We start from the raw sequence: 25,702 nt of genomic DNA, 5'->3' as shown, positions 1-25,702 counted from the left end.
AACTCTTTTTGAAGGCTTTCAAATCATATAGATAACGGCAGATTATCTTTACCGGAAGAAAATAATCGTTACGTTGCGCGCATGGCTGAACGTCATGCTTTCACCCTATAATTGCGATGTTAAATGTGGATAAGGACAACGACGCACTATGTTGGATTTGATTAAAGCAATTGGGCTTGGGCTGGTGGTACTGCTGCCGTTGGCTAACCCGTTAACGACGGTGGCGCTTTTCCTCGGACTGGCAGGGAACATGAACAGCGCCGAGCGCAATCATCAGTCGATGATGGCTGCAGTGTATGTATTTGCCATCATGATGGTGGCCTATTACGCCGGGCAGCTGGTGATGAACACCTTCGGGATTTCCATCCCTGGCCTGCGTATCGCCGGGGGGCTGATTGTGGCATTTATCGGTTTCCGCATGCTGTTCCCGGCGCAAAAAGCACACGAGTCGCCCGAGGCGGCCAGTAAATCCGAAGAGCTGGAAACTGAGCCGAGTGCCAATATCGCTTTTGTACCGCTGGCTATGCCCAGCACGGCAGGGCCGGGTACCATCGCGATGATCATCAGCTCCGCGTCGACGGTGCGCGACAGCGCAACCTTCCCGGACTGGGTGCTGACGGTTGCGCCGCCGCTGATTTTTGCGATTATCGGGCTTACCGTCTGGGCGTCGCTGCGCAGCTCCGGTGCAATTATGCGCTGGGTAGGCAAGGGCGGTATCGAAGCGATTTCCCGCCTGATGGGCTTCTTGCTGGTCTGTATGGGCGTGCAGTTTATTATTAACGGCGTGCTGGAGATTATTAAGACTTATCATTGATGTGATTGCCGGGTGGCGCTGTGCTTACCCGGCACATGCACACGTCACCCGTGCTGCCCCTGTTCCTCCAGCGCCACCGGCCACTTGCGGAAGATGAGTACCGACCAGATCAGCGCCACCAGGGCCGGAATCGCCCCCAGATAGCCAATCGCGGACATCGACACGTGCAGGCTAATCTGATTGCCCACCAGCGCCCCCGCGCCAATCCCCAGATTGAATATCCCCGAGAACAGCGACATCGCCACGTCCGTGGCATCCGGCGCCAGTGCCAGGACTTTCACCTGCATGCCGAGACCAATAATCATGATCGCCACGCCCCAGAACAGGCTGAGGATCGCCAGCTGGCTTTCGCTGCCTGACGCAGGCAGCAGCAGCACCAGGCACGCCAGCAGCAGGCCGATGGCGCTGCTCACAAGCGTGGAGGCATGCTGGTTACCCAGTTTGCCGAACAGCACGCTGCCAATAATGCCCGCGCCGCCGAGGATGAGCAGTAAGAGGGTGGCAAAGTTATCGCTAAAGCCCGCGACCACCTGCACAAACGGTTCAATGTAGCTGTACGCCGTGTAGTGCGCGGTGACCACGATAACGGTGAGCAGGTAGATACTCAGCAGCGCCGGGCGACGCATCAACAGCGGCAGGCTTTTCAACGAGCCGGAGTGTTCGCTTGGTAGTTTTGGCAGCAGCTTAATCAGACACACCAGCGTCACCAGCGCGCCCATGCCGATGGCGAAGAAGGTGGTACGCCAGCCGAAGTACTGCCCCACGATGCGGCCAATGGGCAGCCCCAGCACCATCGCCAGCGCGGTACCGGTGGCAATCAGGCTCAAGGCCTGGGCGCGTTTACCCGCCGGCGCGAGCCGAATAGCCAGCGACGCGGTGATCGACCAGAAGACCGCGTGGGCAAAAGCAATGCCGATGCGGCTAATGACCAGCACCGTAAAATTCCACGCCATAAACGACAGGACATGGCTGGCAATGAACAGGGCAAACAGGCCGATCAGCAGCCTGCGCCGCTCCATCTGGCTGGTGAGCAGCATAAACGGCAGCGACATCAGCGCTACCACCCAGGCGTAGATGGTCAACATAATGCCCACCTGCGCCGTTTCCATCTGGAAGCTTTCGGCTATGTCAGACAACAGCCCAACCGGAACAAATTCTGTGGTGTTAAAAATAAACGCGGCAATGGCCAGCGTGACCACGCGTAGCCACGCAACTCTGCGGGAAACTGTGTTCGTTGTCATAGGGATGTCGGAGATTCGTTGCTGGAAAGAAGAGGAGACGATCTTAAAACGTCGAACGGCGAAAACTCAATCATTATGTGACGCAGATCTCAATATTTACCTTATGAAAGCGGTAGCCGGAGGCGCTGTTTTCATTGAATATAAAAGTACAACACAGCAAAAACGGGCGGTAAGACAATGCAGGAGATTGATTTTTATCTGGTAGATGCGTTCAGCGATACCTCGTTCGGCGGCAATCCCGCGGCGGTTTGTCCGCTGAACGAATGGCTGCCGGATGAAACGTTACTGAAAATGGCGCAGCAGCATAACCAGTCGGAAACCGCATTTTTCGTCTGCACAAAAGGCGGCATTGAGCTACGCTGGTTTACCACGCTCACTGAAGTCAATCTCTGCGGCCACGCCACCCTGGCCGCCGCGCACGTTCTGTTTAATGAACTCGATTACCCCGACTCGCGGATCCACTTTGATACCGCCTCTGGCCGCCTGACGGTCAGCCGGGAGGGAGAGTGGATGACGCTGGACTTCCCGGCGTGTCCGACCCGTGAAGAGACGCCGCCGCCGGAGATGCTTGCGGCGCTCGGTATCCGCGATTACGTTGAAGCCCGCAAAGGCCGCGCCTGGGTGATTGTGCTGGAAAACCGCCAGCAGGTTGAAGCGCTTGCCCCGCGCTTTTCGGCGATGATGCCGGGCGAGCATAAGGTGAGCGTGACGGCACCGGGCGAAGGGGAATATGACTTTGTCAGCCGCTTCTTCTCGCCGGGCGTTTCCGTTCCGGAAGATCCGGTCACCGGATCCGCGCACACGATGCTGATCCCCTACTGGAGCGAAAAGCTGGGGAAAACGGCGATGTTTGCCCGTCAGGTCTCGGCGCGCGGCGGGGATGTGCGCTGCGAGCTGAAAGGGGGGCGCGTATTGATGAGCGGTCAGGCGTCGTGCTACCTGAAAGGCACTGTGTATCTGCGCTAAAACTGATAACAAGAGAGGAAGAGACAATGCGGGAAATTGATTTTTATCTGGTGGATGCCTTCAGCGACAAAACCTTTGGCGGCAACGCGGCAGCGGTATGTCCTCTGGAAGAGTGGCTCCCGGACGAGACGCTTCTCAAAATGGCGCAGCAGCATAACCAGTCGGAAACCGCCTTTTTTGTGCGCACCGACGGTGGATTTGAACTGCGCTGGTTCACCACGCTGCATGAAATTAACCTCTGCGGCCATGCGACCCTCGCGGCATCACACGTTATTTTTGAGTATCTGGACTATCCGCATACGGAAATCCACTTTACCACGCGCTTCGTGGGCGAGCTGACGGTCAAACGCAGCGGCGACTGGCTGACGCTGAATTTCCCCGCGTGGTCGACGGAGGTCGTTGATAACCCACCGCCAGCACTGTTTAGCACGCTGGGCATCCCGGCGGCAAAAGAGGTCCGCGTCGGGCGAGACTACATCGTGGTGCTGGAGAGTCAGCGGCAGGTGGAGGCGCTAACGCCGGATATTGGCGCGATGGTTCCGCTGGATAAAATGGTCTGCGTGACCGCGCCGGGCGAGGGGGAATATGACTTCGTCAGCCGCTTCTTCTGCCCGGGCGAAGGGGTGCCGGAAGATCCGGTTACCGGGTCCACGCACAGCATGCTGATCCCCTACTGGAGTGAAAGGCTGGGTAAGACGTCGCTTAACGCCCGCCAGGTGTCGTACCGCGGCGGGGATCTTCGCTGTGAACTGAAGGGCGACCGCGTGCTGATTGGCGGCCAGGCCACGCTGTATCTGAAAGGGCGTATCTTCTTACGCTAGCCGGACAGGGCTATAAGTTAATACTATGAAGCACCCTGGCAGGGCTGCGCTATGTTGGAATTGAGTCTAAAAAACAAGCAAGGAGCCTGCCATGTATTCCATTACCTCTGAATCTGCCCGTCATCCTGACATTCTCAAACTGATAGCGGCGCTTGACCGCTATCAGAGCGAACTCTATCCCGCTGAGAGCAATCATCTGCTCGATCTGGCTGCGCTGCCGGAAACGTCGCTCATCCTGATGATCGTCCGCGACCAGCAGCTACAGGCCGTGGGCTGCGGGGCCATCGTGCTCAACGGCGACGGAACGGGGGAGATGAAGCGGGTCTATATCGATCCGGCCCATCGTGGGCAGCATCTCGGAGAGACGCTGCTGGCCGCCCTGGAAGACGAGGCGCTGAGCCGTCACTGCCACACGGTACGCCTGGAGACGGGTATCAAACAACCCGCCGCGATTCGTCTCTATGAACAGTGCGGATACGATGTGCGCCCGGCTTTTCCCCCGTATGCTGACGACCCGCTCAGCCTGTTTATGGAGAAGGCGCTGGTTGAAGACGTTCGTTTAGCAGCGCTATAAACGCTTCCAGCTGGCGGGTCATCGCCCCGCGTCGCCACACCAGCCAGGTGGTGAGCCAGCGCCAGTTTTCCGCCAGCGGCCAGGCTTCAACCTGATGGTGGCCAGGCATACTCTCCAGCATTGAGCGCGGCATCAGCGCGATGCCCGCGCCCGCAATGACGCAGGCGAGCATGCCGTGATAGGACTCCATCTCATGAATGCGTCCCGGCGCGGCTCTGTCTGCATGAAACCAGCTCTCCAGGTGCCGGCGATACGAGCAGTTTGCGCGAAAGGCATAAACGTCGCTGCCGCTCACCTGCGCAGCGCGCGTCACCTCCGCCTGCCCGGCAGGGGTGACCAGCATCATCTCTTCCCGGTAGACCGGCATCCCCTCCAGCTCCGGGTGCGACAGCGGCCCGTCGACAAAGGCGGCGCTCAGGGTTCCCTCCAGTACGCCATCAATCATCGTCCCGGACGGCCCGGTAGAAAGGGCAAACTGGATGCGCGGATAGCGCTGGTTAAACTGCGCCAGCGTCTCAGGGATGCGCACGGCGGCGGTGCTCTCCAGCGCGCCGAGGGCAAAAAGCCCCTGCGGCTCATCGCCCGCGACGACCATGCGCGCTTCATCCACCAGCGCCAGGATCTGCCTGCTGTAGCGCAGGAAGTTATGTCCGGCGGGAGATAAGCGCAAACGCTGGTTTTCACGAATAAACAGCTCAACGCCAAGATCGGCCTCCAGCTGGCGGATGCGGGTCGTCAGATTCGAAGGAACGCGATGCACCTTCTGCGCCGCATGGGTGATGCTTCCCGTCAGCGCGACGGCGTTAAACATTTCAAGCTGGGTTAAATCCATAGCATTCTCGTTTCGTGAATAAGGTGGTCAGTATTATTCATTTTTAAGAAATAGCAGAGTGAGCCACACTTAATCAACCGAAACGCGTGGAGAACATCATGAAATATTCATCTGCTACACATGCTCTGTCCGTTAACCCTGCAACGGGCGAAACGCTCGCCTCGTATCCGTGGGCGACGCAGGAAGAGGTTGAACGTGCCGTCGCGCTGGCTGATGCGGGCTTTCGTCAGTGGCGGCGCGAAAGCGTAGCCCACCGGGCGCAGAAGCTGCGGGATCTCGGCGCCGCGCTGCGCGGCCGGGCGGAAGAGATGGCCCGGATGATGTCCCGCGAGATGGGAAAACCCATTCAGCAGGCGCGGGCGGAAGTGGCGAAATCAGCCGGTCTCTGCGACTGGTATGCCGAACATGGCCCGACGATGCTGAATGCTGAACCTACGCAGGTCGAGAATCACAACGCGGTCATTGAGTATCGCCCGCTGGGTCCGATTCTGGCGGTGATGCCGTGGAACTTCCCGCTCTGGCAGGTGCTGCGCGGCGCGGTGCCGATCCTGCTGGCGGGCAACAGCTATCTGCTCAAACACGCCCCCAACGTGCTCGGCTCGGCGGAACTTATCGCGCAGATTTTTGCGGACGCCGGTTTTCCTGAAGGCGTGTTCGGCTGGGTGAACGCTACCAATGACGGCGTAAGCCAGGCGATTAACGATCGCCGCATTGCGGCGGTGACCGTGACCGGCAGCGTGCGTGCCGGGGCCGCCATTGGCGCGCAGGCCGGGGCGGCGCTGAAAAAATGCGTTCTTGAGCTGGGAGGCTCTGACCCGTTCATCGTTCTCAACGACGCCGACCTGGATCTTGCCGTGAAGGCGGCGGTAGCAGGGCGCTACCAGAATACCGGGCAGGTGTGCGCGGCGGCCAAACGGTTCATTGTGGAAGCGGGTATTGCAGATACCTTTTCCCGACGCTTCGTTGACGCCGTCGCCGCGTTAAAGATGGGCGCGCCCGATGAAGAAGAGAACTACCTTGGCCCGATGGCGCGCTATGACCTGCGCGATGAACTGCATCAGCAGGTGCAGGCGAGCCTGGCAGAAGGGGCAACGCTTCTACTGGGGGGAGAGAAAATCAGCGGTGAGGGGAATTATTACGCGCCAACCGTGCTGGCGAACGTCACCCCGTCAATGACGGCCTTCCGCCAGGAGCTGTTTGGTCCGGTCGCGGCCATTACGGTTGCGAAAGACGCGGCGCACGCCCTGGCGCTTGCCAACGACAGCGACTTTGGCCTCTCTGCCACGGTCTTCACCGCCGACGCAGCGCTTGCGGATAAATTCTCTCGCGAGCTGGAGTGCGGCGGGGTGTTTATCAACGGTTACAGCGCCAGCGACGCGCGCGTGGCCTTTGGCGGCGTGAAGAAGAGTGGCTTTGGCCGAGAGCTTTCCCATTTCGGGCTGCACGAATTCTGTAATGTGCAGACGGTGTGGAAGGATCGCGTGTAATTTTTTCGGCCCTCATCACGAGGGCTGTTGTCATTTATCTGCAATGGTTCTGTCATTTTCGTTTCGTAGACTCGCACGCGTCTAACGTCTTGTTACTGAAGAGAATTATGAACCTAACGCAAATTTTTCGTCGTATTGCGCAGCGTCTTATCCCTCGCCAGTTTGGCCTGCTGACGGGTATCTTTTGTATTATTGGCCTTTTCTCCGCGCTGCAGCTCTCCTCATCCTTTCTGCTGAACGCTTCCCTGAAGGAAGCTCAGCGCAATGAACGGCAAAACCTGCTGGCGTATCAGCAGCAGAGCAAGCTGGATCTGGCGCGCGTCTCCCTGCTGGCGGCGAGCGATCTGCTCAACCGCTCCGGCGTCTGGTTTATGCAGGATAAAGAGACCGGCTCGGAAGGAAGCTGGCACAGCCTGATGGACGACGCGCAAAAGTCGCTGGCGGTTTCTCAGCAGGCGTGGAAGGCGTGGCTGGCGCTCAGCCCGCCAAAAGATGAGGCGCTGATTAACAGCTATCAGCTTTTCTACGATGCCATTAAAGAGCAATCGGAAGCGCTTGTCAGAACCAACTCCATTGATGCCTTTTTTGCCGTGCCGGCGCAGGCGTTTCAGACCGACTTTAACGACAACTACGCGCGCTATCAGCAGGCCAGCGAGAAGCAGGCCATGCAGGGGCGTCAGGCATTGATGGCGCAGCTCTCCGGTCTGCAAACGCTGTTCCTGCTGGCGCCGGTGCTGCTGCTCGCCATCGCCGTAGCCGTCTGGTTCGGCATGTCCAGGTGGGTGATTACGCCGCTGCGTCGGCTTATTGCGCACATCAACCAACTGGCCGCCGGAGATCTCTCCGGCACGCCGCCAAACGTCATGCGCTTTAACCGGGAGACGGGACAGCTCAGCGACAGCGTTGCCACCATGCAGCGGGGCCTGCAGCAGCTGGTGACCCAGGTCAGCCACGCCACGGCCACGATGGTGGAGAACATTGGCTCCCTGGCGGAGGGAAACCAGAAGCTGTATCAGCAGTCGGCGCGTCAGGCCAGGGAGCTAGAGGAGGTGACAACGCATATCGCGGCGCTGGAAACCCACGTGGAAGGGAATACCGGCTATGCCCGACTCGCCAGCTCGCGGGCGGATGAAGCGCGTCAGGCCGCGGTAGGAGGCGACCAGATGATGTCCACCGTGAATGCGTCCATGCAGGCGATCGTCGAGCGATCGTCAGAGATGCGCGGGATCGTGGCGATGATCGACAGCGTGGCGTTTCAGACTAACATTCTGGCGCTGAACGCCGCCATTGAGGCCGCCCATGCCGGGAACCAGGGGCGCGGGTTTGCCGTCGTCGCCCGGGAAGTCGGGCTCCTGGCGCGAAAGAGCAGCCACTCGACGCAGACCATTCAGGAGCTGATCAACCGCTCCGTACAGGGCATTGAAGACGGCTCCCGCGCCGTGAATCTGATGGAAGAGAATTTGCAGCAGGTTACCGGTCTGGTGGGCAATTTAAGCAGTTTGCTGAATGAAATCTCTACCGCCACGCTCAGTCAGGGAGAAAGTATCCACCAGATGACGCGCCAGCTTCAGGCGCTGAATCAGGTCTCGCGCCAGACGGATTTGCTGGTCTCTGACGCCTCGGAAGCCTCAGAACGCCTGCAAAAGCAGTCCGATCTTTTATTGCAGGCCGTTTCGCGTTTTCGTCTTAGCGCCTGACGCAATACATTAGCCTCTGTTATACTCGCAGCCCGTTTTAGCCTGAGGGCAAGGAGCAAAAAGAGTGGCTGCGGTCATCCATAATGAGATGCTGGACGAGATTCTGGCGCAGGTTCGTCCGTTATTGGGAAAGGGGAAGGTGGCCGACTACATTCCGGCCCTTGCCTCGGTGAGCGGGAATAAGCTGGGCATCGCTATCTGTACCATAGACGGACAGCGATACCTGGCAGGCGATGCCACGGAACGTTTCTCCATTCAGTCTATTTCTAAAGTGCTGAGTCTGGTCGCGGCGATGCGCCAGTACGAGGAAGAAGAGATCTGGCAGCGCGTGGGAAAAGATCCGTCCGGCCAGCCCTTTAACTCACTGCTTCAGCTCGAAATCGAACAGGGTAAACCGCGCAACCCCTTTATCAACGCCGGGGCGCTGGTGGTCTGTGATATGCTGCAAAGCCGCCTCAGCGCACCGCGTCAGCGAATGCTTGAGATTGTTCGTCAGCTCTCGGGCGTGGACGACATTGCCTATGATTCGGTGGTGGCGCGCTCGGAGTTTGAACACTCCGCCCGCAACGCGGCTATCGCCTGGCTGATGAAATCCTTCGGTAACTTCCACAACGACGTGGCGACCGTGCTGCAAAACTACTTCCATTACTGCGCCCTGAAGATGAACTGCGTTGAGCTGGCCCAGACGTTTCTGTTCCTTGCGCACCAGGGGCACGCGCCGCATCTCGATCAGGAGGTGGTTTCCCCGCTTCAGGCGCGTCAGGTTAACGCCCTGATGGCAACCAGCGGCATGTATCAGAACGCCGGGGAGTTTGCATGGCGGGTTGGCCTTCCGGCGAAATCGGGCGTTGGCGGCGGGGTGGTGGCGATTGTGCCGCATGAAATGGCGATTGCCGTCTGGAGCCCGGAGCTGGATGAAACGGGAAATTCACTTGCCGGCGTGGCGGTTCTGGAGAAGCTGACCCAACGTCTGGGACGTTCCGTATACTGATGTCTGACCTGGATCCTCTCTTTTCCCGCCTGGCGAGATCGACGTTTCGCTCGCGCTTCCGCCTGGGCAATAAGGAACGGCAGTACTGCTGGGACAAAGGTCCCGACACCATTGACCAGCATGCCGCCGATTTTATCGCTAAACGCCTTGCACCCGCGCAACCGGCAAACGACGGCAAGCAGACGCCCATGCGCGGCCACCCGGTGTTTATCGCCCAGCATGCCACCGCGACCTGCTGCCGGGGCTGTCTGGCAAAATGGCATAACATTCCCCAGGGCGTGCAGCTGAGCGAGCAGCAGCAACATTATATCGTCAACGTGATCCACCGCTGGCTGGTGATACAGATGAACGCCCAAAAATGATATTTAATGCGTTCTGCGCTTACCGCCTCCAGCCCGGTTGGCTGACGAGCAAATCGTCATAACGCATTGACGTGAAATGGATAGCGGCTTAACAGGATGTCGAACACTGACAATGTCTCTGTTTAAGCTACGCTTTGAGTAACGCTTTACGTCAGGAGACATTATGAAAGCACCTGCAACACCTGAAAATGAAATTGACAGACTTCACGCGCTGCGCGAATCGGGTCTGCTTGAGATTGACAGTTCCCCGGCGTTTGACCGCTTAACGCGTCTGGCAAAACGCTTTTTCCAGGTACCGCTGGCAATGGTCAACCTTATTGATGAGCATACGCTGATCGTTAAGTCGGCGGATGGGCAGGCACCCGATTCCGTTCCGCGCAACATCTCTTTTTGTGGCCATACCATCCTCACCGAAGCCCCGCTGATCGTCGGGGATATGCTTCAGGACGATCGTTTTGCGGATAACCCGCTGGTGGCCGGCGAACCTCGCGTGCGGTTTTACGCAGGCTTTCCGCTGCGCTTGCGCAACGGTGCAAGCGTGGGCTCGCTTTGCCTGATTGACTACGCACCGCGGGAGTTCTCAGCGGCCGATCTCGCCGTGCTGGGGGATTTGGGCGCGCTTGCTGAAGATGAGTTTGCGGCAATCAGCGCGGCGACCACGGATGAATTGACCGGATTATTCAACCGACGGGGCTTTAATCAGCTCGTGCGGTTCACGCTCTCCATCGCCCGACGCCGGGCTGAGCCGTTAACGCTCGGCTGGCTGGATCTGGATCGTTTCAAGGAGATTAACGATCGCTACGGGCACGAAGAGGGGGATAAGGCGTTAAAAACCATGGCGCAGCTGATGCGTGCCTCTTTCCGCGAAGCGGATCTGCTGGTTCGTTTCGGTGGCGATGAGTTTGCCGTGCTGTTTGCCGATACGGATGAGAAGGGCGCGTGGATTGCCATGCAGTATCTCGCCGAGCAGGTCGAAAACTACAATGCACGCAAGCTACATCCGTGGTCGCTTCTGTTCTCCTGGGGGCTCAGCGAATTCGATCATAACGGCAACGACCTGCAGCAGTGGCTCAAAGATGCCGATGAAAAAATGTATGCCATGAAGCAGCAGCGGCAGCGGGCCAGATGACATAACAAAAGCGTATGACCGTTCCGTTTGCGTTAATAAAATGTTAAATGCAAAGTGAGGGTATTCAACGTAAGGACAAAAAATGAATACCTCACTGCAAATCCAAAACCTCACCCGCGACGACATTCTCACCCATCTTGATGCGCTGGCCGAAATCCTCGAAAACTGCGTTAACGGCGGCGCATCCGTCAGCTTTATGCTGCCCTTTAACCTTGAGAAGGCCCGTTCATTTTGGCGCGGCATAGCTGACAGCGTAGGGCGCAACGAGCGCGTTGTGCTGGCGAGTATTGATCCGCAGGAGGGCGTTATAGGCACGGTACAATTGATTACCGACCAGCCGGAAAACCAGCCGCACCGTGCGGACGTGGCAAAGCTGTTGGTTCATGAAAAAGCGCGTCGCAAAGGAGCCGCAATGGCGCTGATGGAAGCGCTGGAAGCTGAGGCCCGGGCCAGAAACATTTCGGTTCTGGTGCTCGATACCTCCACCGGCAGCGGCGCCGAAACCTTCTACCAGCGCGCCGGCTGGCAAAAGGTCGGTGAGATCCCGCGCTACGCCCTGATGCCGGACGGCGCCCTGACGGCCACGTCGGTGTTCTATAAATTCTTATAATTTTTCACAACCGCGCCGGGGATTGATCGAAACAGGGTTTCTGGTCGTAAAGTTTTGATAAGTTATCGTACCAATCTTATCAGGCTGTATGACTAATCATAAAAGGAACCCTCTTGTGAACACGCTCAACCGTCGTGATTTTCCCGGTGCGCAGTATCCCGAACGCATTATTCAGTTTGGCGAAGGCAATTTCCTGCGTGCGTTTGTCGACTGGCAAATTGACCTTTTGAATGAACATACCGATCTCAACGCCGGTGTGGTTATCGTTCGTCCTATTCAGAGCGACTTCCCGCCGTCGCTGAACGCGCAGGATGGTCTCTATACCACCCTCATTCGCGGCCTGAACGGGCAGGGTGAGGCGGTGAGTGAAAGCCGCCTTATCCGCTCCGTTAACCGCGAGATCGACGTCTACGGCCAGTATGATGCGTTCCTCAAGCTGGCTCATAACCCGGATATGCGCTTTGTTTTCTCGAACACCACCGAAGCCGGAATCAGCTATCACGCGAGGGATAAGTTCGACGATGCGCCTGCCGTCAGCTACCCGGCGAAGCTAACGCGCCTGCTGTTTGAGCGCTTCAGCCACTTTAGCGGCGCGCATGACAAGGGCTGGGTCATCATTCCGTGTGAACTGATTGACTACAACGGCGACGCATTGCGTGAACTCGTGCTGCGCTATGCGCAGGAGTGGGTGCTGCCTGCCGCCTTTATCCAGTGGCTGAACGAGGCAAACCACTTCTGCTCAACGCTGGTTGACCGTATCGTGACCGGTTACCCGCGCGACGAAGTGGACGAGCTTGAGGCCGAGCTGGGTTATCACGACGGGTTCCTGGACACGGCTGAACACTTCTATCTGTTTGTTATTCAGGGGCCTGAATCACTTGCCCGCGAGCTGCGTCTGAATCAGTATCCGCTTAACGTGCTGATTGTGGATGACATCAGGCCCTACAAAGAGCGCAAAGTCGCAATCCTGAACGGTGCGCACACGGCGCTGGTGCCAGTGGCCTATCAGGCAGGGCTGGATACGGTTGGCGAGGCGATGAATGATGAAGACGTATGCGCCTTCGTCGAAAAAGCTATTTATGAGGAAATTATTCCGGTTCTCGATTTGCCCCGCGACGAACTGGAGTCGTTCGCCAGCGCGGTAACGGGGCGTTTTCGAAACCCGTACATCAGACACCAGCTGCTTTCCATCGCGCTCAACGGCATGACCAAGTACCGCACGCGTATTCTTCCGCAGCTGCTGGCAGGGCAGAAGGCAATGGGGCAGCTGCCTGCACGTCTGACGTTTGCACTGGCTGCACTGATCGCGTTTTATCGCGCGGAGCGTAACGGGGAGAGCTATCCGGTGCAGGATGATGCGTTCTGGCTGGAACGGTACCAACAGCTATGGGCGCAGCATCGCGATAATCAGATCGCTACCCGCGAACTGGTGCACGCCGTGCTGAGCGTGGAGGCGCACTGGGAGCAGGATCTGACGAAGGTAGACGGTCTCGTCGACCAGGTGACGATTGATCTGGATGCCATTCTGCTGAAGGGCATGCGCGCGGCGGTGAAGCCGCTTTGCTAATCACGTGACCCGGCTTCGGCCGGGTTTAGAAAGGCATTGCTTTAGTTACAACATACTATTTATCCCGTTTTTTAAAAACAGATGCAACACCGTGCGGTTTTCGTTCTTCAGGTGAGAGAATGCAATGTTCCGTTAACATGCTTGCAACCGTGAGGGGGATCACGTTTAATAGCCACGCTCTTTTCTTGCCTGAAACTCACTATGATTGTTCGTCCTAAACAGCACTGGCTACAACTGATTTTTGTCTGGCACGGTTCGGTACTTCCCAAAATCTATACCCGACTGCTGCTCAACTTCCTGCTTTCTATCGCCGTTATCCTGATGCTGCCGTGGTATACCTCGCTGGGCATCAAATTTACCGTGGCGCCGTTTAGCATTCTCGGCGTGGCGATCGCCATCTTTCTGGGTTTCAGAAATAACGCCTGTTATTCACGCTACGTTGAGGCTCGCCTGCTTTGGGGGCAGCTGATGATAGCGGCACGCTCGCTGTTTCGCGAGGTAAAAAACACCTTGCCGGACGATAAGCACCTGGGGGAGTTTGTCCGCCTGCAGATCGCCTTTGCCAACTGCCTGCGCATGACCCTGCGCCGGGAAATGAACGCTGAGCAGCTCTCGCGCTACCTTGCACCGGACGTTTTAGCTCAGGTAATGGGCGCCAACTCGCCGGCGAACCGTATTTTACTGGTCATGGGGGAGTGGCTGGCCGCGCGGCGGCGTAACGGGCAACTCTCCGACATCCTGTTCCACAGCCTGAACAACCGTCTGAACGATATGTCTATCGTCCTTTCGGGCTGCGAGCGCATTGCGAGCACGCCAGTACCGTTTGCCTATACGCTGATTTTGCACCGCACTGTGTATCTGTTCTGCATCATGCTGCCGTTCGCGCTGGTTGTGGATCTGCACTACATGACGCCGTTTGTCTCGGCGCTGATCTCATACACCTTTATCTCGCTGGACACCCTGGCGGAAGAGCTGGAAGACCCGTTTGGCACAGAAGATAACGACCTTCCGCTGGACGCCATCTGCAACATGATGGAACGCGATCTGCTGCAGATGAACGACGAAGAGAACATTCCGGAAAGGCTGATGCCGGATAAGCACTATCAGCTAACCTGACGGGCGTTCCACTCGTCGCGGGTGATTTCCCACAGTTCGGAGTCCAGCATCCCGCTGACGTAGGATTTCTTTTCCGTTCTGATAAGCCGCATGCCGCTGCTGTCTGAAATACGACGGGAGCGGCTGTTCGCGGCGGCCTTCGGCGCCCGCAAAACGGATTTGTTCAGCGTATTAAACCAGTAATCCGTCGCCGCAATGCTGGCCTCACGCATATAACCCTGTCCCTGAAACTCCGGCGCCAGCCAGAATCCGCGGTTGTTATCGTCAACATCGTACAGACAGATAATCCCCATCAACGCATCCGGCACTTCACGACGGCGGATACTCCAGATCCAGGCTATCCCTTTTGCCATATCCGGCAGCGCAACGTTGTTGACATAATTTTCCGCGCCATTATCCGGGTAGGGCCAGGGCACCGAAGAGACCAAATAGCGGACGATCTCCCAGCGCGGATACAGCTTTTGAATCTGAACCGCATCTTCGGCAACCAGCGGTTTCAGCAGGAGACGTTCTGTCGTGAGGGTCGGTATCGTCATCTGCGGATCTCCGTATTTAAGCGTTATGTTTTTGTTTGCGTTCTGGTATTTTCATCTCTATCACATTCTGGTGAGGCGTGCTGTGGTTATTCACTATCAAAAATGGGCAACGTCTCTTTAATGGCGAAATATAGATGAGCTTTTTGTCTCTTTTAACCGGACGCGTATTCCAGGATCTCATGCAGCATGGCAAAGAGATAGAAGAGGCTGTTGCTCGTCGTGATACCCGCCTTTTAAACCATTCCACTCCCGAGCTGGAACGGTATTTTTCCCGGCCGCTCAGCGAGCTTCCGCGTCAAAATCCTTATCCGGTAGCGGCGCTGTTGCCTCTGTTTTTAGTGGCATTTGCGTTAAACCTTTTGCCTTTTCTCCACGCATTGCCGGGCCTATCGCCATTACATCATGCGCTCAGTTTTTTCATACCATCATTAACAATGACATGCGTGCTCATAGTGATAAGCGTACTTCTGGCCCGTGGGAAGACGTCTGGATTGTTGGGGTTTACGGCCTTGTTCATCATTCTGCTGATAGCGACCCTCGTTCAGGCGCTCCCTATACTGCTTTCTCATGACGGAAGTCTTTGGCCACTGGTCATCGCATCTTTCGCTCTGCTACTTTGTCGGATGGTAATGAACAGCAGAGGCTTTGTGCTGTTTACGCTCTATTGTCGCACTCAGCGTCTTGCCAGACTGGCCCGCGAAATGCGGCTAAAAAGCCGTTAAAGAGGCGATATGATGGGGCTGATTTACGCTGTTTTGAAATGGCAATCGACTTGTAATGAGAGGAACGCATGGCTGTCACGGTAAGATCTCTACGCGAAGACGACTATTCCCAGTGGCGACCGCTGTGGGATGGCTATACCCATTTTTATGAGTGCTACCTCGAGGAGTCCGTCACCGCATCGACATGGGAAAGGGCGCTCTCAGCGCATTCTCCGATGTTCTGCCGCGTGGTAGAGAAAGACGAAAATGTCATCGGTTTCGCCATGTGTGTTCTGCACGAAGGAACCTGGTCAACCGCGCCCGTCTGCTACCTGGAAGATCTGTTTGTTGATGCAGCCGAGCGCGGCGCGGGAGCGGGTAAGGCGCTTATTGATGCCCTGATCGCGGAAGGCAAGCGCGAAGGGTGGTCAAAGCTCTACTGGGTCACCCGGGAGAACAATCCGGCACGTAAACTCTACGATCGGTACGGTGACGCAGACGATTACGTCCGCTATCGTCTCTCCCTTTAAGAGGACAGCGCCTGTGTTTGTATCAGACTGTATCCGTGTTCCGGATACATACACAGGCTTGCAATAAACGCGTTTTCGCACATATCCGCTATACATTGAACTGTTGTTATAACCCCGTAAATTGTTCTCAACCGGAGATACCAACATGTTCAGCAAACTCGCTTATTCAACGCTTGCTCTCACCGTTTCCCTGGGCACCGTCATGTCCTGTCAGGCCGAAGCCACCGGCACGAACTTCGCGGCCGCTTTCGATCGCCCACAGCAAATCAACGCCGGCGATCTTAACGTCGGGTATGTCGACATTGGCCCGAAAGACGGCCAGCCGGTCATTTTGTTACACGGCTGGCCATACGATATTCACAGCTACGCTGAAGTCGCGCCTGCGCTGGCGGCAAAAGGCTACCGCGTGATTGTGCCTTCTCTGCGCGGCTACGGCACTACGCGCTTCCTGTCGGCAAAAACGCCGCGTAACGGCCAGCCTTCCGCGATGGCGAAAGATATCGTGAACCTGATGGACGCCCTGAATATCAAGCAGGCGGTATTTGCAGGCTATGACTGGGGTGCTCGTACGGCGGATATCGTTGCGGCACTGTGGCCAGAGCGCGTTAAGTCGCTCGTTTCGGTGAGCGGCTATCTCATCAGCAGCCAGCAGATTGGTAAACAGCCGTTGCCGCCAAAAGCGGAGCAGCAGTGGTGGTATCAGTTCTATTTCGCCACCGAGCGCGGCGCTGAAGGCTATGCCAAAAACACGCATGACTTCGCCCGTTTGATCTGGTCGCAGGCCTCGCCGGACTGGAAATTTAGCGATGCAACCTTCAACGCCAGCGCCAAATCCCTTGATAACCCGGATCACGTTGCGGTGACGCTGAGTAACTATCGCTGGCGCTTAGGGCTGGAAAAAGGCGAGCGCAAATACGACGCCTACGAGCAAAAACTGGCCACGCTGCCGAACATCACCGTTCCGACGATCACCATCGAAGGCGGAAACAACGGGGCGCCGCATCCGGCACCGCAGGCCTACGCGGGTAAATTCACCGGTAAGTATGAACACCGTACCTTCGGCGCAACCGTGGGGCACAATCCCCCTCAGGAAGATCCGCAGGATTTCGTCAAGGCAGTCGTTGACGCTGACAAACTCTGAAATGTGCTATTTTCAGTACGTTACCCTTCGGTCTGGAGATTTCGGTGGAGCATATTGATCATATCCTTGTCGTCGATGACGACAGGGATATTCGTGAACTGATTATCGACTATCTCGTTAAATCCGGTTATCGCGCCTCTGGTGCGGCAAACGGCAAAGAGATGCGCGTCGTGCTGGACAAGCAGCATATCGACCTGGTGGTGCTGGACGTTATGATGCCCGGCGACGACGGGCTTACGCTGTGTCGGCAATTACGCGTCGGGAAATATAAAGATCTGCCCATCCTGATGCTGACGGCGCGCAACGAGGAGACGGACAGGATCCTGGGCCTGGAAATGGGAGCCGACGATTACGTTGTAAAACCTTTCGTCGCGCGAGAATTGCTGGCGCGTATTAAAGCGATTTTACGCCGTTTTCGCACGATGCCGCCCAATTTACAGGTGACGGAAGCAGGGCGGCTGGTGACGTTTGGTGAATGGCAGCTCGATACCGTTGCCCGACACCTGATCGACCCGGAAGGGGTGATTGTGGCGCTCAGCGGGGCGGAGTATCGCCTGCTGCGCGTTTTCCTTGACCACCCGCAGCGGGTGCTGACCCGCGATCAGCTGCTCAACCTGACGCAGGGACGCGACGCCGAGCTGTTTGAACGCTCAATCGACCTGCTGGTTAGCCGGGTTCGCCAGCGTCTGAATGAAGATGCCCGCACGCCCGCGTATATCAAAACCGTACGCAGCGAGGGCTATGTGTTTACCATGCCGGTCACCATCAAAGAGGCTAACGAATGACGCTCTGGCCTCGCTCGCTGCTGGCCCGCCTGCTGATCGTCGTGCTGCCCGGCCTGTTGCTGGCCAACGCCCTGAGCCTGACGCTGGTCATGATTGAGCGAATGCACAGCGCCCGAACGGTGATGCTCGGTAATCTGGAATACGATGTTGCGACCAGCGTGGCTATCTTAGACCGCTTACCGGCCAGCGAGCGCGCGGCCTGGCTGCCGCGCCTCGAACGGGGTAACTACCGCTATATTCTGGGGCCGGGAGAGCCCGGCAACGCGCCGACGGACAAGCGTTCGCGGGACGCCATCCGAACCTTAAAAGCGACGCTTGCGGAACAGTACCCGCTCAGCTTCACCGCCGTTCCCGGCGCCATTTCACATATCCAGGCGCATCTCACGTTACATGATGGCGCGCCCCTGACCATCGACCTGATCCCTCGGATGCCGCCGGTCGCCAGCTGGCTGCCGGTTGTTCTTATTCTGCAGCTGCTCGTGCTGGCTGCCTGCTCCTGGATCGCCGTGCGGCAGGTGGTGCGGCCTTTTTCAGAGTTTACTCGTGCGGTAGATTCCCTGGACCCGGCGGCCAATTCGCCAATGACGGAAAAAGGGCCGGTTGAGGTTCAGCGGGCAGCGCACGCCTTTAACGCGATGCAGGCGCGCATTCAGACTTATCTCCGGGAGCGGGCGCAGATTCTGGCATCCATTTCGCACGATCTCCAGACCCCGATTACCCGCATGAAGCTTCGTGTTGAAATGGCTGAACAGCCTGACCTGCGCGACAAGCTTTTAAACGACCTGGATAACATGTCGCGTCTGGTGCGGGAGGGTATTGCGTATGCCCGGTCATCAGAATCACTGGAAGAGACCTCGCTGAAGCTGGAGCTGAATGCCTGGATAAACAGCATCGCCTGCGATTATCAGGACATCGGTAAAAACGTGCAGTTTCAGGCAGGCGAAAACCGTTTGCCCATCGTTACGCGTCCACAGGCGCTGCGCCGGGTGATGACCAACCTGCTGGATAACGCCCTGAAATTTGGCGACTACGCCATCATTAACGTTGATGACTCGGCAGCCGGAGAGGTGGTTATTCACATCATCGACGGCGGGCCGGGGATACCGGATGCCGAGCTGGAGGCGGTATTACAGCCGTTTTATCGGGTGGAAACGTCACGCAACCGCGACACCGGCGGGACAGGGCTCGGCCTGGCTATCGCTGCGCAGCTCACCGCTCAGCTGGAAGGAAAGCTAAAGCTGGCGAACCGCGCAGAGGGCGGGCTGGACGTTTCGATTACTCTCCCGCGCCGTTAATTGTACGGTTCTGTATCACCCGGCATGGGCGATACAGAGCCAGACAAAACCCACGCTTTTACACATATCCTGAACACATCCGCACGATGAAATAGCCTCACTGCAGCGTCGCAGGACTTGTAATGTGAGGTGTCTATGTTTCTGATAATTGCTTTCCTGGGTGGGATGATAAGCCTGCTCAGTCCATGTACGCTCCCGGTTATTCCTCTCCTGTTCGCCGGTTTTCAGGGGCAGCGGCGACACATTCTGGCGCTGCTCGCGGGGATGATCGTCATGTTCACCCTGGTGGCGATGGTCGTCACCGTTGCCAGCGAGTGGATAGCAGAGGCAACTATCGTCGGGCGCTGGATCGCGCTTATCGTCCTGGCCACGGCCGCGCTGGCCTTAATTTTTCCGGCCTTTGCCCAGCGTATTGCCGGGCCGGCAGTGAGCGCGGGAAATGCCCTCAACGCCCGAAGCGGGAAAACGCGCGGTATGGCATCGGCTTTTCTGGCCGGGCTTGCGGTCGGGCTGCTCTGGTCTCCCTGCGCGGGACCGATTCTGGGCGCCATTTTCAGCATCAATATTGCCGGACACTCGGCCATTGCCACAGGAGCCTTGCTGGCCGCCTACGGTAGCGGCTGCGCGCTGATGCTGGGTTTGCTCGTTTTCGGAGGCCGCACGCTGATGGCGCCGCTGAGAGCAAGATCGGCGCTGATGGAAAAATTACGTCAGGGGGGAGGCGTGGTAATGTTAGCGGCCGTCGTCATTAACGCAACAGGGATGACGTCTGTTCTGCAGGGCGCAAACGGCGTCGCGGATCGCCTTGAAACCGCGCTGCTGAATCTGGCAAAACCCGCCACGCAACCGGCGAAGCTTCAGCCGGTCGTCATGACCGAGCCCAGCAGCCAGCTGCCTTCATTAAGCGGTGGAACAGGGTGGGTGAACGGTGACCCTGTCACGTCTGAGTCACTGCGCGGGAAGGTGGTTCTGATCGATTTCTGGACCTGGGACTGCATTAACTGCCAGCATACGCTTCCGCACGTGCGCGACTGGGCAACAAAATACCAGTCCCAGGGCCTGGTCGTCATAGGGGTACACACGCCTGAATATCCCTGGGAGAAACCGATCGCCTCGGTGAAAAACGCGGTAAATAAATGGCAGCTGCCGTACCGTGTTGTGACGGACAACAACTATCAGATCTGGAACGCTTTCGGCAATCAGTACTGGCCAGCGCACTACTATTTCGATGCTAAAGGCCAGCTACGCTATACCTCGTTTGGCGAAGGGAATTATGAGCAGCAGGAAAAGGTTATCCAGCAGCTGCTCAAAGAAGCCCGTTCATAGCGTCGTTCAGGGCTGACGCTGGGCAACCATAAACAGCCGGGGAAAAGCCAGCAGTATCTGCCCGTTTTCCTGGAGCGGATACTGCTCCTCCAGCAGTTCATGGTAGCGTTCCAGGAAACGTTTCTGCTCGCTCTCGTTGAGTTCCTGGAGCCACGGGCGCAAACCGGTCGCGCTGACCCAGTCAATAATGGCCTGGTGCGAACTCATTTTATGGAAATAGGTTGTCCGCCAGATATCCACATCGCAGCCGGCCTCCGACAGGATATCGTAATAGGCATGCACGCCGGGCAGCGGCTCGCGGCCACGGTCCGGGTAGCCTTGCTCCAGCGCTACTTCGCGCATCGCCACATGCGTGGGCTCAAGCCAGTTGTCCGGCATCTGGATCGCCAGCACGCCATTGAGCGTGAGAAGTGACGCCAGGTGAGGCAGGAGATCGTAATGGTCAGGGACCCACTGTAGCGATGCGTTCGCATAGATGAGGTTCAACGGCTGGCCTGGCCTGAACTGGCGGATATCGGCCTCAACGAACTGACAGTCGGGCAGTGCGCTGCGCGCCTCTTCCAGCATGGCAGGCGAGTTATCGACGCCGACGATCTGAGCCTTAGGCCAGCGATGCTGCAACAGCGCGGTGCTGTTTCCCGGCCCGCAGCCCAAATCAGCGATGGTGGCGACGTCACTCAGGGGAATTCTGGCAAGCAGCTCGGCGGCAGGGCGCGTTCGTTCAGCGCCGTATTGCAGATAAAGCGAAGGGTTCCAGTCGGCCATCTTCAGATCTCCGTTTTGCGTGTTTCAGCAAGGATAGCACAGGGCGACACCTGCACCGGGACAGGCGTCGGAAGAGCGGCAGGTTACAGAATGCCTTTCAGTGCAATATGGTAGAGCAGCATGATGGTTTTTCCGTCGACGATCTTGCCCGTATCAATTCCCCGCAGTGCCTCTTCAAAGGGCATTTCAAGCACGTCGATATCTTCGCCCTCCGCTTTGATACCGCCGCCTGCGCTGGTTTTGTCCTTCGGCTGATACTCGGCAAGATAGAAGTAGAGTTTCTCCGTGACGGAGCCAGGGCTCATGTAGGCTTCAAAGATTTTCTGCACGCTCGACACGTTAAACCCGGTCTCTTCTTCCGCCTCTGCTTTAATGCGGCTTTCGGGATCCATATTATCGAGCAGGCCGGCCGCCGCCTCGATCAGATCGTCCTCATGGCCATTAATAAAGACCGGGAAGCGGAACTGGCGGGTCAGAATCACGGTTTTTTGGTCGCGGTTGTAGAGCAGGATCGTGGCGCCGTTCCCCCGGTCATAAACTTCACGCGTTTGCCGCTGCCATTCGCCATCGCGCCTTTGCAGGTCAAAGGTATATTTTTTAAGTAAATACCAGTTATCGGACAGGGTTTCACTGTCAATGATGCGCACATCTGCACGTTTTGATTGCACGTTTCGTCCTCCTTACGTAGAGTAACTATCAATAACAGCATTAACGTGCAGTTTCAAGATTAAACATGCAACATCAGGAATCCAGGATGCTCACCAGTCAGCGAAAACAGTTGATCCTTGAAAAGCTCGGCGCCGAAGGTCAGGTGCAGTCAAAAGCGCTCAGCGTTCTTTTCGACGTCTCTGAAGACACCATCCGACGCGATTTGCGCGAGCTGGCGGCAGAAGGGCGTTTACAGCGGGTTCACGGCGGCGCGCTGCCGTCGTCTTCCGCTACTGTGCCTTTCGCGGAACGGAAGTCCGTTAAAATGGATGCCAAAAGAAAGGTGGCGCAGAAGGGGGCGCAGCTGATTTCTTCGGGCCAGGTGGTGATCGTTGACGGTGGAACGACCACCTCAGAACTGATCGCCTTTTTACCGCATGACCTGCGCATTACCGTGGTGACGCACAGTCCAAGCATTGCCCTGGGGCTTGTTAATCATCCTTCCATCGAGGTTATTCTGATCGGCGGCCGTTTGTATAAACATTCGATTGTCGCGGTCGGCGCGGCGGCCATCGAAGGTATCGAAAATATTCATGCGGATCTGTTCTTTATGGGCGTAACCGGCATCCATCCGGAAGCAGGGCTGACGACCGGAGATTTCGAAGAGGCGTGCATCAAACGTGCATTTTCCGGCAGAGCCGCCGAGACGGTTGTTCTGGCGTCGCCGGAGAAAATTAATACGGCGTCATCATTTGTGATCGGCGATGTGGCGCTGGCAAATACGATCGTGGTTGAAGGAGATACCGATCAAGGCTGGATTAATGCGGTATCGGAAAAAGGGGTGTCGGTCGTGCTGGCTTGAGCGTGAGCCAGCCAGAAACTGGCTGGCGTGGGAACCGTTAAGCCTGAGGAATGCTTTCAAGCGAGGTATAAATCGTGAGGCCGTGTTTTCGCGCAACCTCTATGTCCATGTCCGCGCCCTGAGACGCGCCGGCAATACGATAGATTGCATCACATTTTGCGATAAGCCGGTGTGCAACGGGATACAGCATCGACTCTGCAATCTCATCGCCCACTGACGTCGAGCCCGCGGCCTTCGCCAGTGGAAGCGCCAGCCATTCACCAATCACCGGAACGTGTCCGCGCTGGTAAACGGCTAATGCAGCTCGTTCAAGACGAGCAAGATTTTCATCAATGCGGGCCTGAATGCCGTCTGTACCGCTTCGATAGGGGCCAGCAATCAAAATCAACTGTTGCGTCATATCCACCTCGTTAAGTGTTTTTGCATGAAACTGCAGGTTTGTGTCTCACTTCACGGGAATGATAATCGGCAATATCGTGCAATATCAAGAATTATCAGGCAAGCAGATGAAATTAAGTTATCCTTCTTCGGGGGCATGGCATACCGCTTCGATATTATGACCATCAGGCGCAATGACAAATGCGGCATAGTAATTTTTACCGTAGGAGCGCAATCCCGGTGCACCATTATCGCGTCCGCCTGCGCGCAGCGCGGCATGGTAAAAGTCATTAACCTGCTGGCGTGTCGTGGCTACAAAGAGCAGCGGTGGTCAAAGCCTGGAGTATATCAAACGTCTTTTAACCTTGTATAAACGTAGACGTTGAGGGTGCGGATATCGTGATAGCGTTGACATTTGAACAGGCGAATTTTCAGGCTATCAATGACCAGAGCAATCGCCGTAGATAGGCAGATTTTGCCTAACCTTACTTTAGTGCGCATAATGTATATTATGTTAAATTAAGTTCGTCGTTCATTTAGTTCATAGCCGGCCACAGACTACGATCAATCATACACTTACCTATCCCCCCCAACTTCTTCTTGCAGGACGTTATGTTTGTTGGTTACTTTGTTCATACGCATACTATCCATAGGGTTAAGTGCCGCGTGTTCATGCTCACACAACTCAATATCAACCAACGGCAGCATTTATGGATCCTGAAAGATAATCATACGTGCCAGCCGCTTTTATATCCTTATAGACCACCTTGCTTTGTGTTCATTAGCCACGCAATCCGCTTCACTTCAAGCGCTCAAGTTTTTCTATGAATTTTGGCACCAGAAACATGGCGTGACGTTTTGTTTTGCTTAAGCTTCTATTCCTCGAACCACAATCCCTTGATAGCCATTGATGAACTTACAGCTTTTTTCATTATCTGGAAGATACATAAAGCAGAATCCCTACTCTTACCCATTCTCGTCAGATGAACAATGGCACGCCCCATAAGCGCTTTCGAAGCCTGACTGCTAAGATGGTCATAAATGATTTTATTTGTAAAGTTATAGTGGGTATAAATGGCCGGAATTGGGGGCGTAAAGAAGATATAACGGCGCTTCGCCAGTCAGTACTGAAATTTAGGTGTATCTTCGACCCAACAAAAGGGCAATTAATTGCCCTTTTTAATCAGTCTGCAACAACTTCTAAACCATTGCGGAAATTGCGCCACAGTCATGGGGTTTATCAAAACCAGAGGTGCTTTTCACATATTCAGTAATAAGCGCACCAATAATTTTAACTGCATCTCTGTTCGTTGTTATAAAGCCCAAGGGCATCGTAACAGGCAACGTTTCGGGTTGAGAAATATGATAGACAACGGCGGAAAACTCACCTTCAAGATGAAGGATCTCAACATTACCATCCAACAGTCCTTCTACCAGCCCTTTAGCGCACGCGTGGAATTGCCCAAGTTCATGCTTCCACTGTCTCGCAGCCCGGGCATCAGCTGAATCATGGACGGGTATGTACAGCACCGGTTTATATAGCCGTTTATCCTTCGTAGCCGACTTGTTAAGAAAATCGCTCAGGCTTGAGATGAATCGGACGCTTTTTGACCAGTAGGGATCTGTTGGTGCCACCCAGATGAACGGGCTACCGCCATAATCGGTTTTGTCTCTGATACGCTGATTAAGCACTGGTGCCAGAACTTTCTGTAGCTTTTCCCAGTTGTTTTTAGAATAAACCGGGCCTAAAAATGTTGTCCTGCCTGAACCTGAGTATTCTTCCAGCGCCTGCATATCCTTGATAAATAATGGATTAAGCTGATTGGTTTTAGAGTCAAACAGCTTAAGCGTAAGGTCATCGTTAATGGAAACCATGGCCTTAAAAATACTCATGGTATTGTTATGTCGTGATAACCTGGCTATCTCAACAGCCATTAACTCATGAACACATTCCGAACTGTTTAACAGTTCATAGTCTTCACGTTCGACAGCCTTACCATCGTTATCCATTTTAAATTCCGTTGTTAAACGGAGCGGTATTTGCCGCAGCTTGTTAACAGAATTAACAGTATAAATTGAAGGTTGTTCTTTTCCGCCCTGAGCCTGCAGATGAGACAAGTAACCTTTATCCAGGATTTGATTAAACTGGTATTGAAAGTACTTCTCAACCAGTTTCTCACTTTGTGAAATATTGTTGTCATCAACCTTTAAGGTTAACCCTCCCCTCCAGTGATCCTGGAAAGTTTGGTTGCTGAAGCAGCTAAATGTGGCTAAATCAAAGGATAAGGTACCGCCACTGTCCTGGACAGTGGCGAGGTGCGGTATCTCACCAACCTCTGAAAAATAGCCATTTGATTTGTCGGTTAAGGTCAGTCTGCCATCAGAAGAGAGCGTCAATTCACCACGCTGCACAAGATCGGAAATCGCCTCCTCTGTCTCACGGTGGGTCAGACCAAAATAGGTTGCTATTTGTGCTTTGCTCATCGAGGCTACATGAACAAGTCTCAGCACAAACTCTCGGATGAATG

Annotated in this window: 26 protein-coding genes and 3 pseudogenes; 21 read left to right on the top strand and 8 right to left on the bottom strand. The window is 55.9% G+C overall.

Features of this window, described 5'->3' with window-relative positions; translation table 11 throughout:
• Window positions 1–148: 148 nt before the first annotated feature.
• A complete protein-coding gene (locus OSH03_RS01255; protein ID WP_061098222.1) occupies window positions 149–814 on the top strand; it encodes a MarC family NAAT transporter in 666 nt (221 codons plus the stop codon).
• A gap of 44 nt (window positions 815–858) precedes the next feature.
• Here the strand turns inward: OSH03_RS01255 and OSH03_RS01250 are convergent, their stop codons facing one another.
• Window positions 859–2,055 (bottom strand): sugar transporter, encoded by a 1,197-nt coding sequence (locus tag OSH03_RS01250; RefSeq protein WP_266178034.1) that lies wholly within the window; start codon window positions 2,053–2,055, stop codon window positions 859–861.
• 177 nt (window positions 2,056–2,232) lie between these two features.
• Between OSH03_RS01250 and OSH03_RS01245 the strand changes: the two genes are divergently transcribed.
• The 3 genes from OSH03_RS01245 to OSH03_RS01235 all read left to right on the top strand — a co-directional run bounded on the left by OSH03_RS01245 (window position 2,233) and on the right by OSH03_RS01235 (window position 4,416).
• Window positions 2,233–3,021, top strand: coding sequence for a PhzF family phenazine biosynthesis protein (locus OSH03_RS01245; RefSeq protein ID WP_266178033.1), 789 nt, complete (start codon window positions 2,233–2,235; stop codon window positions 3,019–3,021).
• Between the two features lie 26 nt (window positions 3,022–3,047).
• On the top strand, window positions 3,048–3,842 hold the full coding sequence (locus OSH03_RS01240) for a PhzF family phenazine biosynthesis protein (protein WP_266178032.1): 795 nt from the start codon (window positions 3,048–3,050) through the stop codon (window positions 3,840–3,842).
• A 91-nt stretch (window positions 3,843–3,933) separates the two neighbouring features.
• Window positions 3,934–4,416 (top strand): GNAT family N-acetyltransferase, encoded by a 483-nt coding sequence (locus OSH03_RS01235; protein ID WP_061098218.1) that lies wholly within the window; start codon window positions 3,934–3,936, stop codon window positions 4,414–4,416.
• On the opposite strand, the gene ptrR is transcribed toward OSH03_RS01235, so the two are convergent.
• Window positions 4,370–5,248 carry a putrescine utilization regulator PtrR gene (ptrR, locus tag OSH03_RS01230; RefSeq protein ID WP_266178031.1) on the bottom strand — a complete coding sequence of 293 codons (879 nt, stop codon included), beginning with the start codon at window positions 5,246–5,248 and terminating at the stop codon, window positions 4,370–4,372. The genes OSH03_RS01235 and ptrR overlap by 47 nt on opposite strands.
• 98 nt (window positions 5,249–5,346) lie before the next feature.
• Between ptrR and sad the strand changes: the two genes are divergently transcribed.
• The 8 genes from sad (at window position 5,347) to OSH03_RS01190 (ending at window position 14,207) form a co-directional block, all read left to right on the top strand.
• Complete coding sequence (gene sad / locus OSH03_RS01225; RefSeq protein WP_266178030.1) at window positions 5,347–6,735, top strand: succinate-semialdehyde dehydrogenase; 1,389 nt, start codon at window positions 5,347–5,349, stop codon at window positions 6,733–6,735.
• A gap of 107 nt (window positions 6,736–6,842) precedes the next feature.
• Window positions 6,843–8,432 carry a methyl-accepting chemotaxis protein gene (locus tag OSH03_RS01220; RefSeq protein WP_266178029.1) on the top strand — a complete coding sequence of 530 codons (1,590 nt, stop codon included), beginning with the start codon at window positions 6,843–6,845 and terminating at the stop codon, window positions 8,430–8,432.
• Window positions 8,433–8,496: 64 nt separating this feature from the next.
• Complete coding sequence (gene glsB, locus OSH03_RS01215; protein ID WP_266178028.1) at window positions 8,497–9,423, top strand: glutaminase B; 927 nt, start codon at window positions 8,497–8,499, stop codon at window positions 9,421–9,423.
• On the top strand, window positions 9,423–9,785 hold the full coding sequence (locus tag OSH03_RS01210) for a DUF4186 domain-containing protein (RefSeq protein WP_266178027.1): 363 nt from the start codon (window positions 9,423–9,425) through the stop codon (window positions 9,783–9,785). The genes glsB and OSH03_RS01210 overlap by 1 nt, the downstream gene beginning before the upstream one ends.
• A 163-nt stretch (window positions 9,786–9,948) precedes the next feature.
• Window positions 9,949–10,914: a sensor domain-containing diguanylate cyclase gene (locus tag OSH03_RS01205; protein ID WP_151413735.1), complete on the top strand. Its 966-nt coding sequence runs from the start codon at window positions 9,949–9,951 to the stop codon at window positions 10,912–10,914.
• Between the two features lie 82 nt (window positions 10,915–10,996).
• The gene (locus OSH03_RS01200; protein WP_266178026.1) at window positions 10,997–11,524 is read left to right on the top strand and encodes a GNAT family N-acetyltransferase; all 528 of its coding nucleotides are present in this window, start codon (window positions 10,997–10,999) and stop codon (window positions 11,522–11,524) included.
• A 115-nt stretch (window positions 11,525–11,639) separates the two neighbouring features.
• Complete coding sequence (locus OSH03_RS01195; protein ID WP_266178025.1) at window positions 11,640–13,091, top strand: tagaturonate reductase; 1,452 nt, start codon at window positions 11,640–11,642, stop codon at window positions 13,089–13,091.
• A gap of 201 nt (window positions 13,092–13,292) precedes the next feature.
• The gene (locus OSH03_RS01190) at window positions 13,293–14,207 is read left to right on the top strand and encodes a bestrophin family protein (RefSeq protein WP_266178024.1); all 915 of its coding nucleotides are present in this window, start codon (window positions 13,293–13,295) and stop codon (window positions 14,205–14,207) included.
• Here OSH03_RS01190 and OSH03_RS01185 read toward each other — a convergent pair.
• The gene (locus OSH03_RS01185; protein WP_151413732.1) at window positions 14,195–14,743 is read right to left on the bottom strand and encodes a GNAT family N-acetyltransferase; all 549 of its coding nucleotides are present in this window, start codon (window positions 14,741–14,743) and stop codon (window positions 14,195–14,197) included. The two genes, OSH03_RS01190 and OSH03_RS01185, sit on opposite strands and share 13 nt — an antisense overlap.
• A 134-nt stretch (window positions 14,744–14,877) precedes the next feature.
• Between OSH03_RS01185 and OSH03_RS01180 the strand changes: the two genes are divergently transcribed.
• From OSH03_RS01180 to OSH03_RS01155, 6 genes are all read left to right on the top strand, one after another.
• Window positions 14,878–15,465, top strand: coding sequence for a hypothetical protein (locus OSH03_RS01180; protein WP_266178023.1), 588 nt, complete (start codon window positions 14,878–14,880; stop codon window positions 15,463–15,465).
• A 68-nt stretch (window positions 15,466–15,533) separates the two neighbouring features.
• Window positions 15,534–15,974, top strand: a complete 441-nt coding sequence (locus OSH03_RS01175; RefSeq protein ID WP_266178022.1) for a GNAT family N-acetyltransferase — start codon at window positions 15,534–15,536, stop codon at window positions 15,972–15,974.
• A gap of 145 nt (window positions 15,975–16,119) precedes the next feature.
• Window positions 16,120–17,115 (top strand): alpha/beta fold hydrolase, encoded by a 996-nt coding sequence (locus tag OSH03_RS01170; protein ID WP_266178021.1) that lies wholly within the window; start codon window positions 16,120–16,122, stop codon window positions 17,113–17,115.
• A 44-nt stretch (window positions 17,116–17,159) separates the two neighbouring features.
• Window positions 17,160–17,900, top strand: a complete 741-nt coding sequence (locus OSH03_RS01165) for a response regulator (RefSeq protein WP_028013158.1) — start codon at window positions 17,160–17,162, stop codon at window positions 17,898–17,900.
• Complete coding sequence (locus tag OSH03_RS01160; RefSeq protein WP_266178020.1) at window positions 17,897–19,195, top strand: ATP-binding protein; 1,299 nt, start codon at window positions 17,897–17,899, stop codon at window positions 19,193–19,195. Before OSH03_RS01165 ends, OSH03_RS01160 begins: the two co-directional genes overlap by 4 nt.
• Window positions 19,196–19,330: 135 nt before the next feature.
• Window positions 19,331–20,521: a cytochrome c biogenesis protein/redoxin gene (locus OSH03_RS01155; RefSeq protein WP_266178019.1), complete on the top strand. Its 1,191-nt coding sequence runs from the start codon at window positions 19,331–19,333 to the stop codon at window positions 20,519–20,521.
• A gap of 6 nt (window positions 20,522–20,527) precedes the next feature.
• Here OSH03_RS01155 and tam read toward each other — a convergent pair whose 3' ends face one another.
• The gene (tam, locus tag OSH03_RS01150; RefSeq protein WP_061098203.1) at window positions 20,528–21,286 is read right to left on the bottom strand and encodes a trans-aconitate 2-methyltransferase; all 759 of its coding nucleotides are present in this window, start codon (window positions 21,284–21,286) and stop codon (window positions 20,528–20,530) included.
• An 83-nt stretch (window positions 21,287–21,369) separates the two neighbouring features.
• Window positions 21,370–21,954 carry an NUDIX hydrolase gene (locus OSH03_RS01145; RefSeq protein ID WP_061098202.1) on the bottom strand — a complete coding sequence of 195 codons (585 nt, stop codon included), beginning with the start codon at window positions 21,952–21,954 and terminating at the stop codon, window positions 21,370–21,372.
• 86 nt (window positions 21,955–22,040) lie between these two features.
• Between OSH03_RS01145 and OSH03_RS01140 the strand changes: the two genes are divergently transcribed.
• Window positions 22,041–22,796 (top strand): DeoR/GlpR family DNA-binding transcription regulator, encoded by a 756-nt coding sequence (locus OSH03_RS01140; protein WP_266178018.1) that lies wholly within the window; start codon window positions 22,041–22,043, stop codon window positions 22,794–22,796.
• A 37-nt stretch (window positions 22,797–22,833) separates the two neighbouring features.
• On the opposite strand, the gene OSH03_RS01135 is transcribed toward OSH03_RS01140, so the two are convergent.
• Window positions 22,834–23,196, bottom strand: a complete 363-nt coding sequence (locus tag OSH03_RS01135; protein WP_266178017.1) for a TIR domain-containing protein — start codon at window positions 23,194–23,196, stop codon at window positions 22,834–22,836.
• 117 nt (window positions 23,197–23,313) lie between these two features.
• Window positions 23,314–23,499, bottom strand: a pseudogene (locus OSH03_RS01130) (VOC family protein); the annotation flags it as partial.
• A gap of 341 nt (window positions 23,500–23,840) precedes the next feature.
• Here OSH03_RS01130 and OSH03_RS01125 point away from each other — a divergent pair.
• Together OSH03_RS01125 and OSH03_RS22135 are read left to right on the top strand one after the other, a co-directional pair.
• Window positions 23,841–24,101 (top strand): annotated as a pseudogene (locus tag OSH03_RS01125) (integrase); the annotation flags it as partial.
• 15 nt (window positions 24,102–24,116) lie between these two features.
• A pseudogene (locus tag OSH03_RS22135) lies at window positions 24,117–24,214 on the top strand (integrase); the annotation flags it as partial.
• A 160-nt stretch (window positions 24,215–24,374) separates the two neighbouring features.
• Here OSH03_RS22135 and OSH03_RS01120 read toward each other — a convergent pair.
• Window positions 24,375–25,658, bottom strand: a complete 1,284-nt coding sequence (locus OSH03_RS01120) for a hypothetical protein (protein ID WP_266178016.1) — start codon at window positions 25,656–25,658, stop codon at window positions 24,375–24,377.
• Between the last annotated feature and the right edge of the window lie 44 nt (window positions 25,659–25,702).

The organism is Enterobacter nematophilus (genome assembly GCF_026344075.1).
Taxonomy (GTDB): domain Bacteria; phylum Pseudomonadota; class Gammaproteobacteria; order Enterobacterales; family Enterobacteriaceae; genus Enterobacter; species Enterobacter nematophilus.
Note: the sequence above shows the minus strand (reverse complement) of the source record. Positions and strands in the feature narration are given on the sequence as shown.

Coding starts and splice junctions, on each gene's coding strand:
- OSH03_RS01235 (WP_061098218.1), top strand. CDS start 3,934: ATGTATTCCATTACCTCTGAATCTGCCCGTCATCCTGACATTCTCAAA.
- OSH03_RS01255 (WP_061098222.1), top strand. CDS start 149: ATGTTGGATTTGATTAAAGCAATTGGGCTTGGGCTGGTGGTACTGCTG.
- OSH03_RS01250 (WP_266178034.1), bottom strand. CDS start 2,055: ATGACAACGAACACAGTTTCCCGCAGAGTTGCGTGGCTACGCGTGGTC.
- OSH03_RS01220 (WP_266178029.1), top strand. CDS start 6,843: ATGAACCTAACGCAAATTTTTCGTCGTATTGCGCAGCGTCTTATCCCT.
- OSH03_RS01140 (WP_266178018.1), top strand. CDS start 22,041: ATGCTCACCAGTCAGCGAAAACAGTTGATCCTTGAAAAGCTCGGCGCC.
- OSH03_RS01175 (WP_266178022.1), top strand. CDS start 15,534: ATGGCTGTCACGGTAAGATCTCTACGCGAAGACGACTATTCCCAGTGG.
- tam (WP_061098203.1), bottom strand. CDS start 21,286: ATGGCCGACTGGAACCCTTCGCTTTATCTGCAATACGGCGCTGAACGA.
- ptrR (WP_266178031.1), bottom strand. CDS start 5,248: ATGGATTTAACCCAGCTTGAAATGTTTAACGCCGTCGCGCTGACGGGA.
- OSH03_RS01205 (WP_151413735.1), top strand. CDS start 9,949: ATGAAAGCACCTGCAACACCTGAAAATGAAATTGACAGACTTCACGCG.
- OSH03_RS01210 (WP_266178027.1), top strand. CDS start 9,423: ATGTCTGACCTGGATCCTCTCTTTTCCCGCCTGGCGAGATCGACGTTT.
- OSH03_RS01155 (WP_266178019.1), top strand. CDS start 19,331: ATGTTTCTGATAATTGCTTTCCTGGGTGGGATGATAAGCCTGCTCAGT.
- OSH03_RS01200 (WP_266178026.1), top strand. CDS start 10,997: ATGAATACCTCACTGCAAATCCAAAACCTCACCCGCGACGACATTCTC.
- OSH03_RS01245 (WP_266178033.1), top strand. CDS start 2,233: ATGCAGGAGATTGATTTTTATCTGGTAGATGCGTTCAGCGATACCTCG.
- OSH03_RS01135 (WP_266178017.1), bottom strand. CDS start 23,196: ATGACGCAACAGTTGATTTTGATTGCTGGCCCCTATCGAAGCGGTACA.
- sad (WP_266178030.1), top strand. CDS start 5,347: ATGAAATATTCATCTGCTACACATGCTCTGTCCGTTAACCCTGCAACG.
- OSH03_RS01160 (WP_266178020.1), top strand. CDS start 17,897: ATGACGCTCTGGCCTCGCTCGCTGCTGGCCCGCCTGCTGATCGTCGTG.
- OSH03_RS01190 (WP_266178024.1), top strand. CDS start 13,293: ATGATTGTTCGTCCTAAACAGCACTGGCTACAACTGATTTTTGTCTGG.
- OSH03_RS01120 (WP_266178016.1), bottom strand. CDS start 25,658: ATGAGCAAAGCACAAATAGCAACCTATTTTGGTCTGACCCACCGTGAG.
- OSH03_RS01240 (WP_266178032.1), top strand. CDS start 3,048: ATGCGGGAAATTGATTTTTATCTGGTGGATGCCTTCAGCGACAAAACC.
- OSH03_RS01170 (WP_266178021.1), top strand. CDS start 16,120: ATGTTCAGCAAACTCGCTTATTCAACGCTTGCTCTCACCGTTTCCCTG.
- OSH03_RS01180 (WP_266178023.1), top strand. CDS start 14,878: ATGAGCTTTTTGTCTCTTTTAACCGGACGCGTATTCCAGGATCTCATG.
- OSH03_RS01185 (WP_151413732.1), bottom strand. CDS start 14,743: ATGACGATACCGACCCTCACGACAGAACGTCTCCTGCTGAAACCGCTG.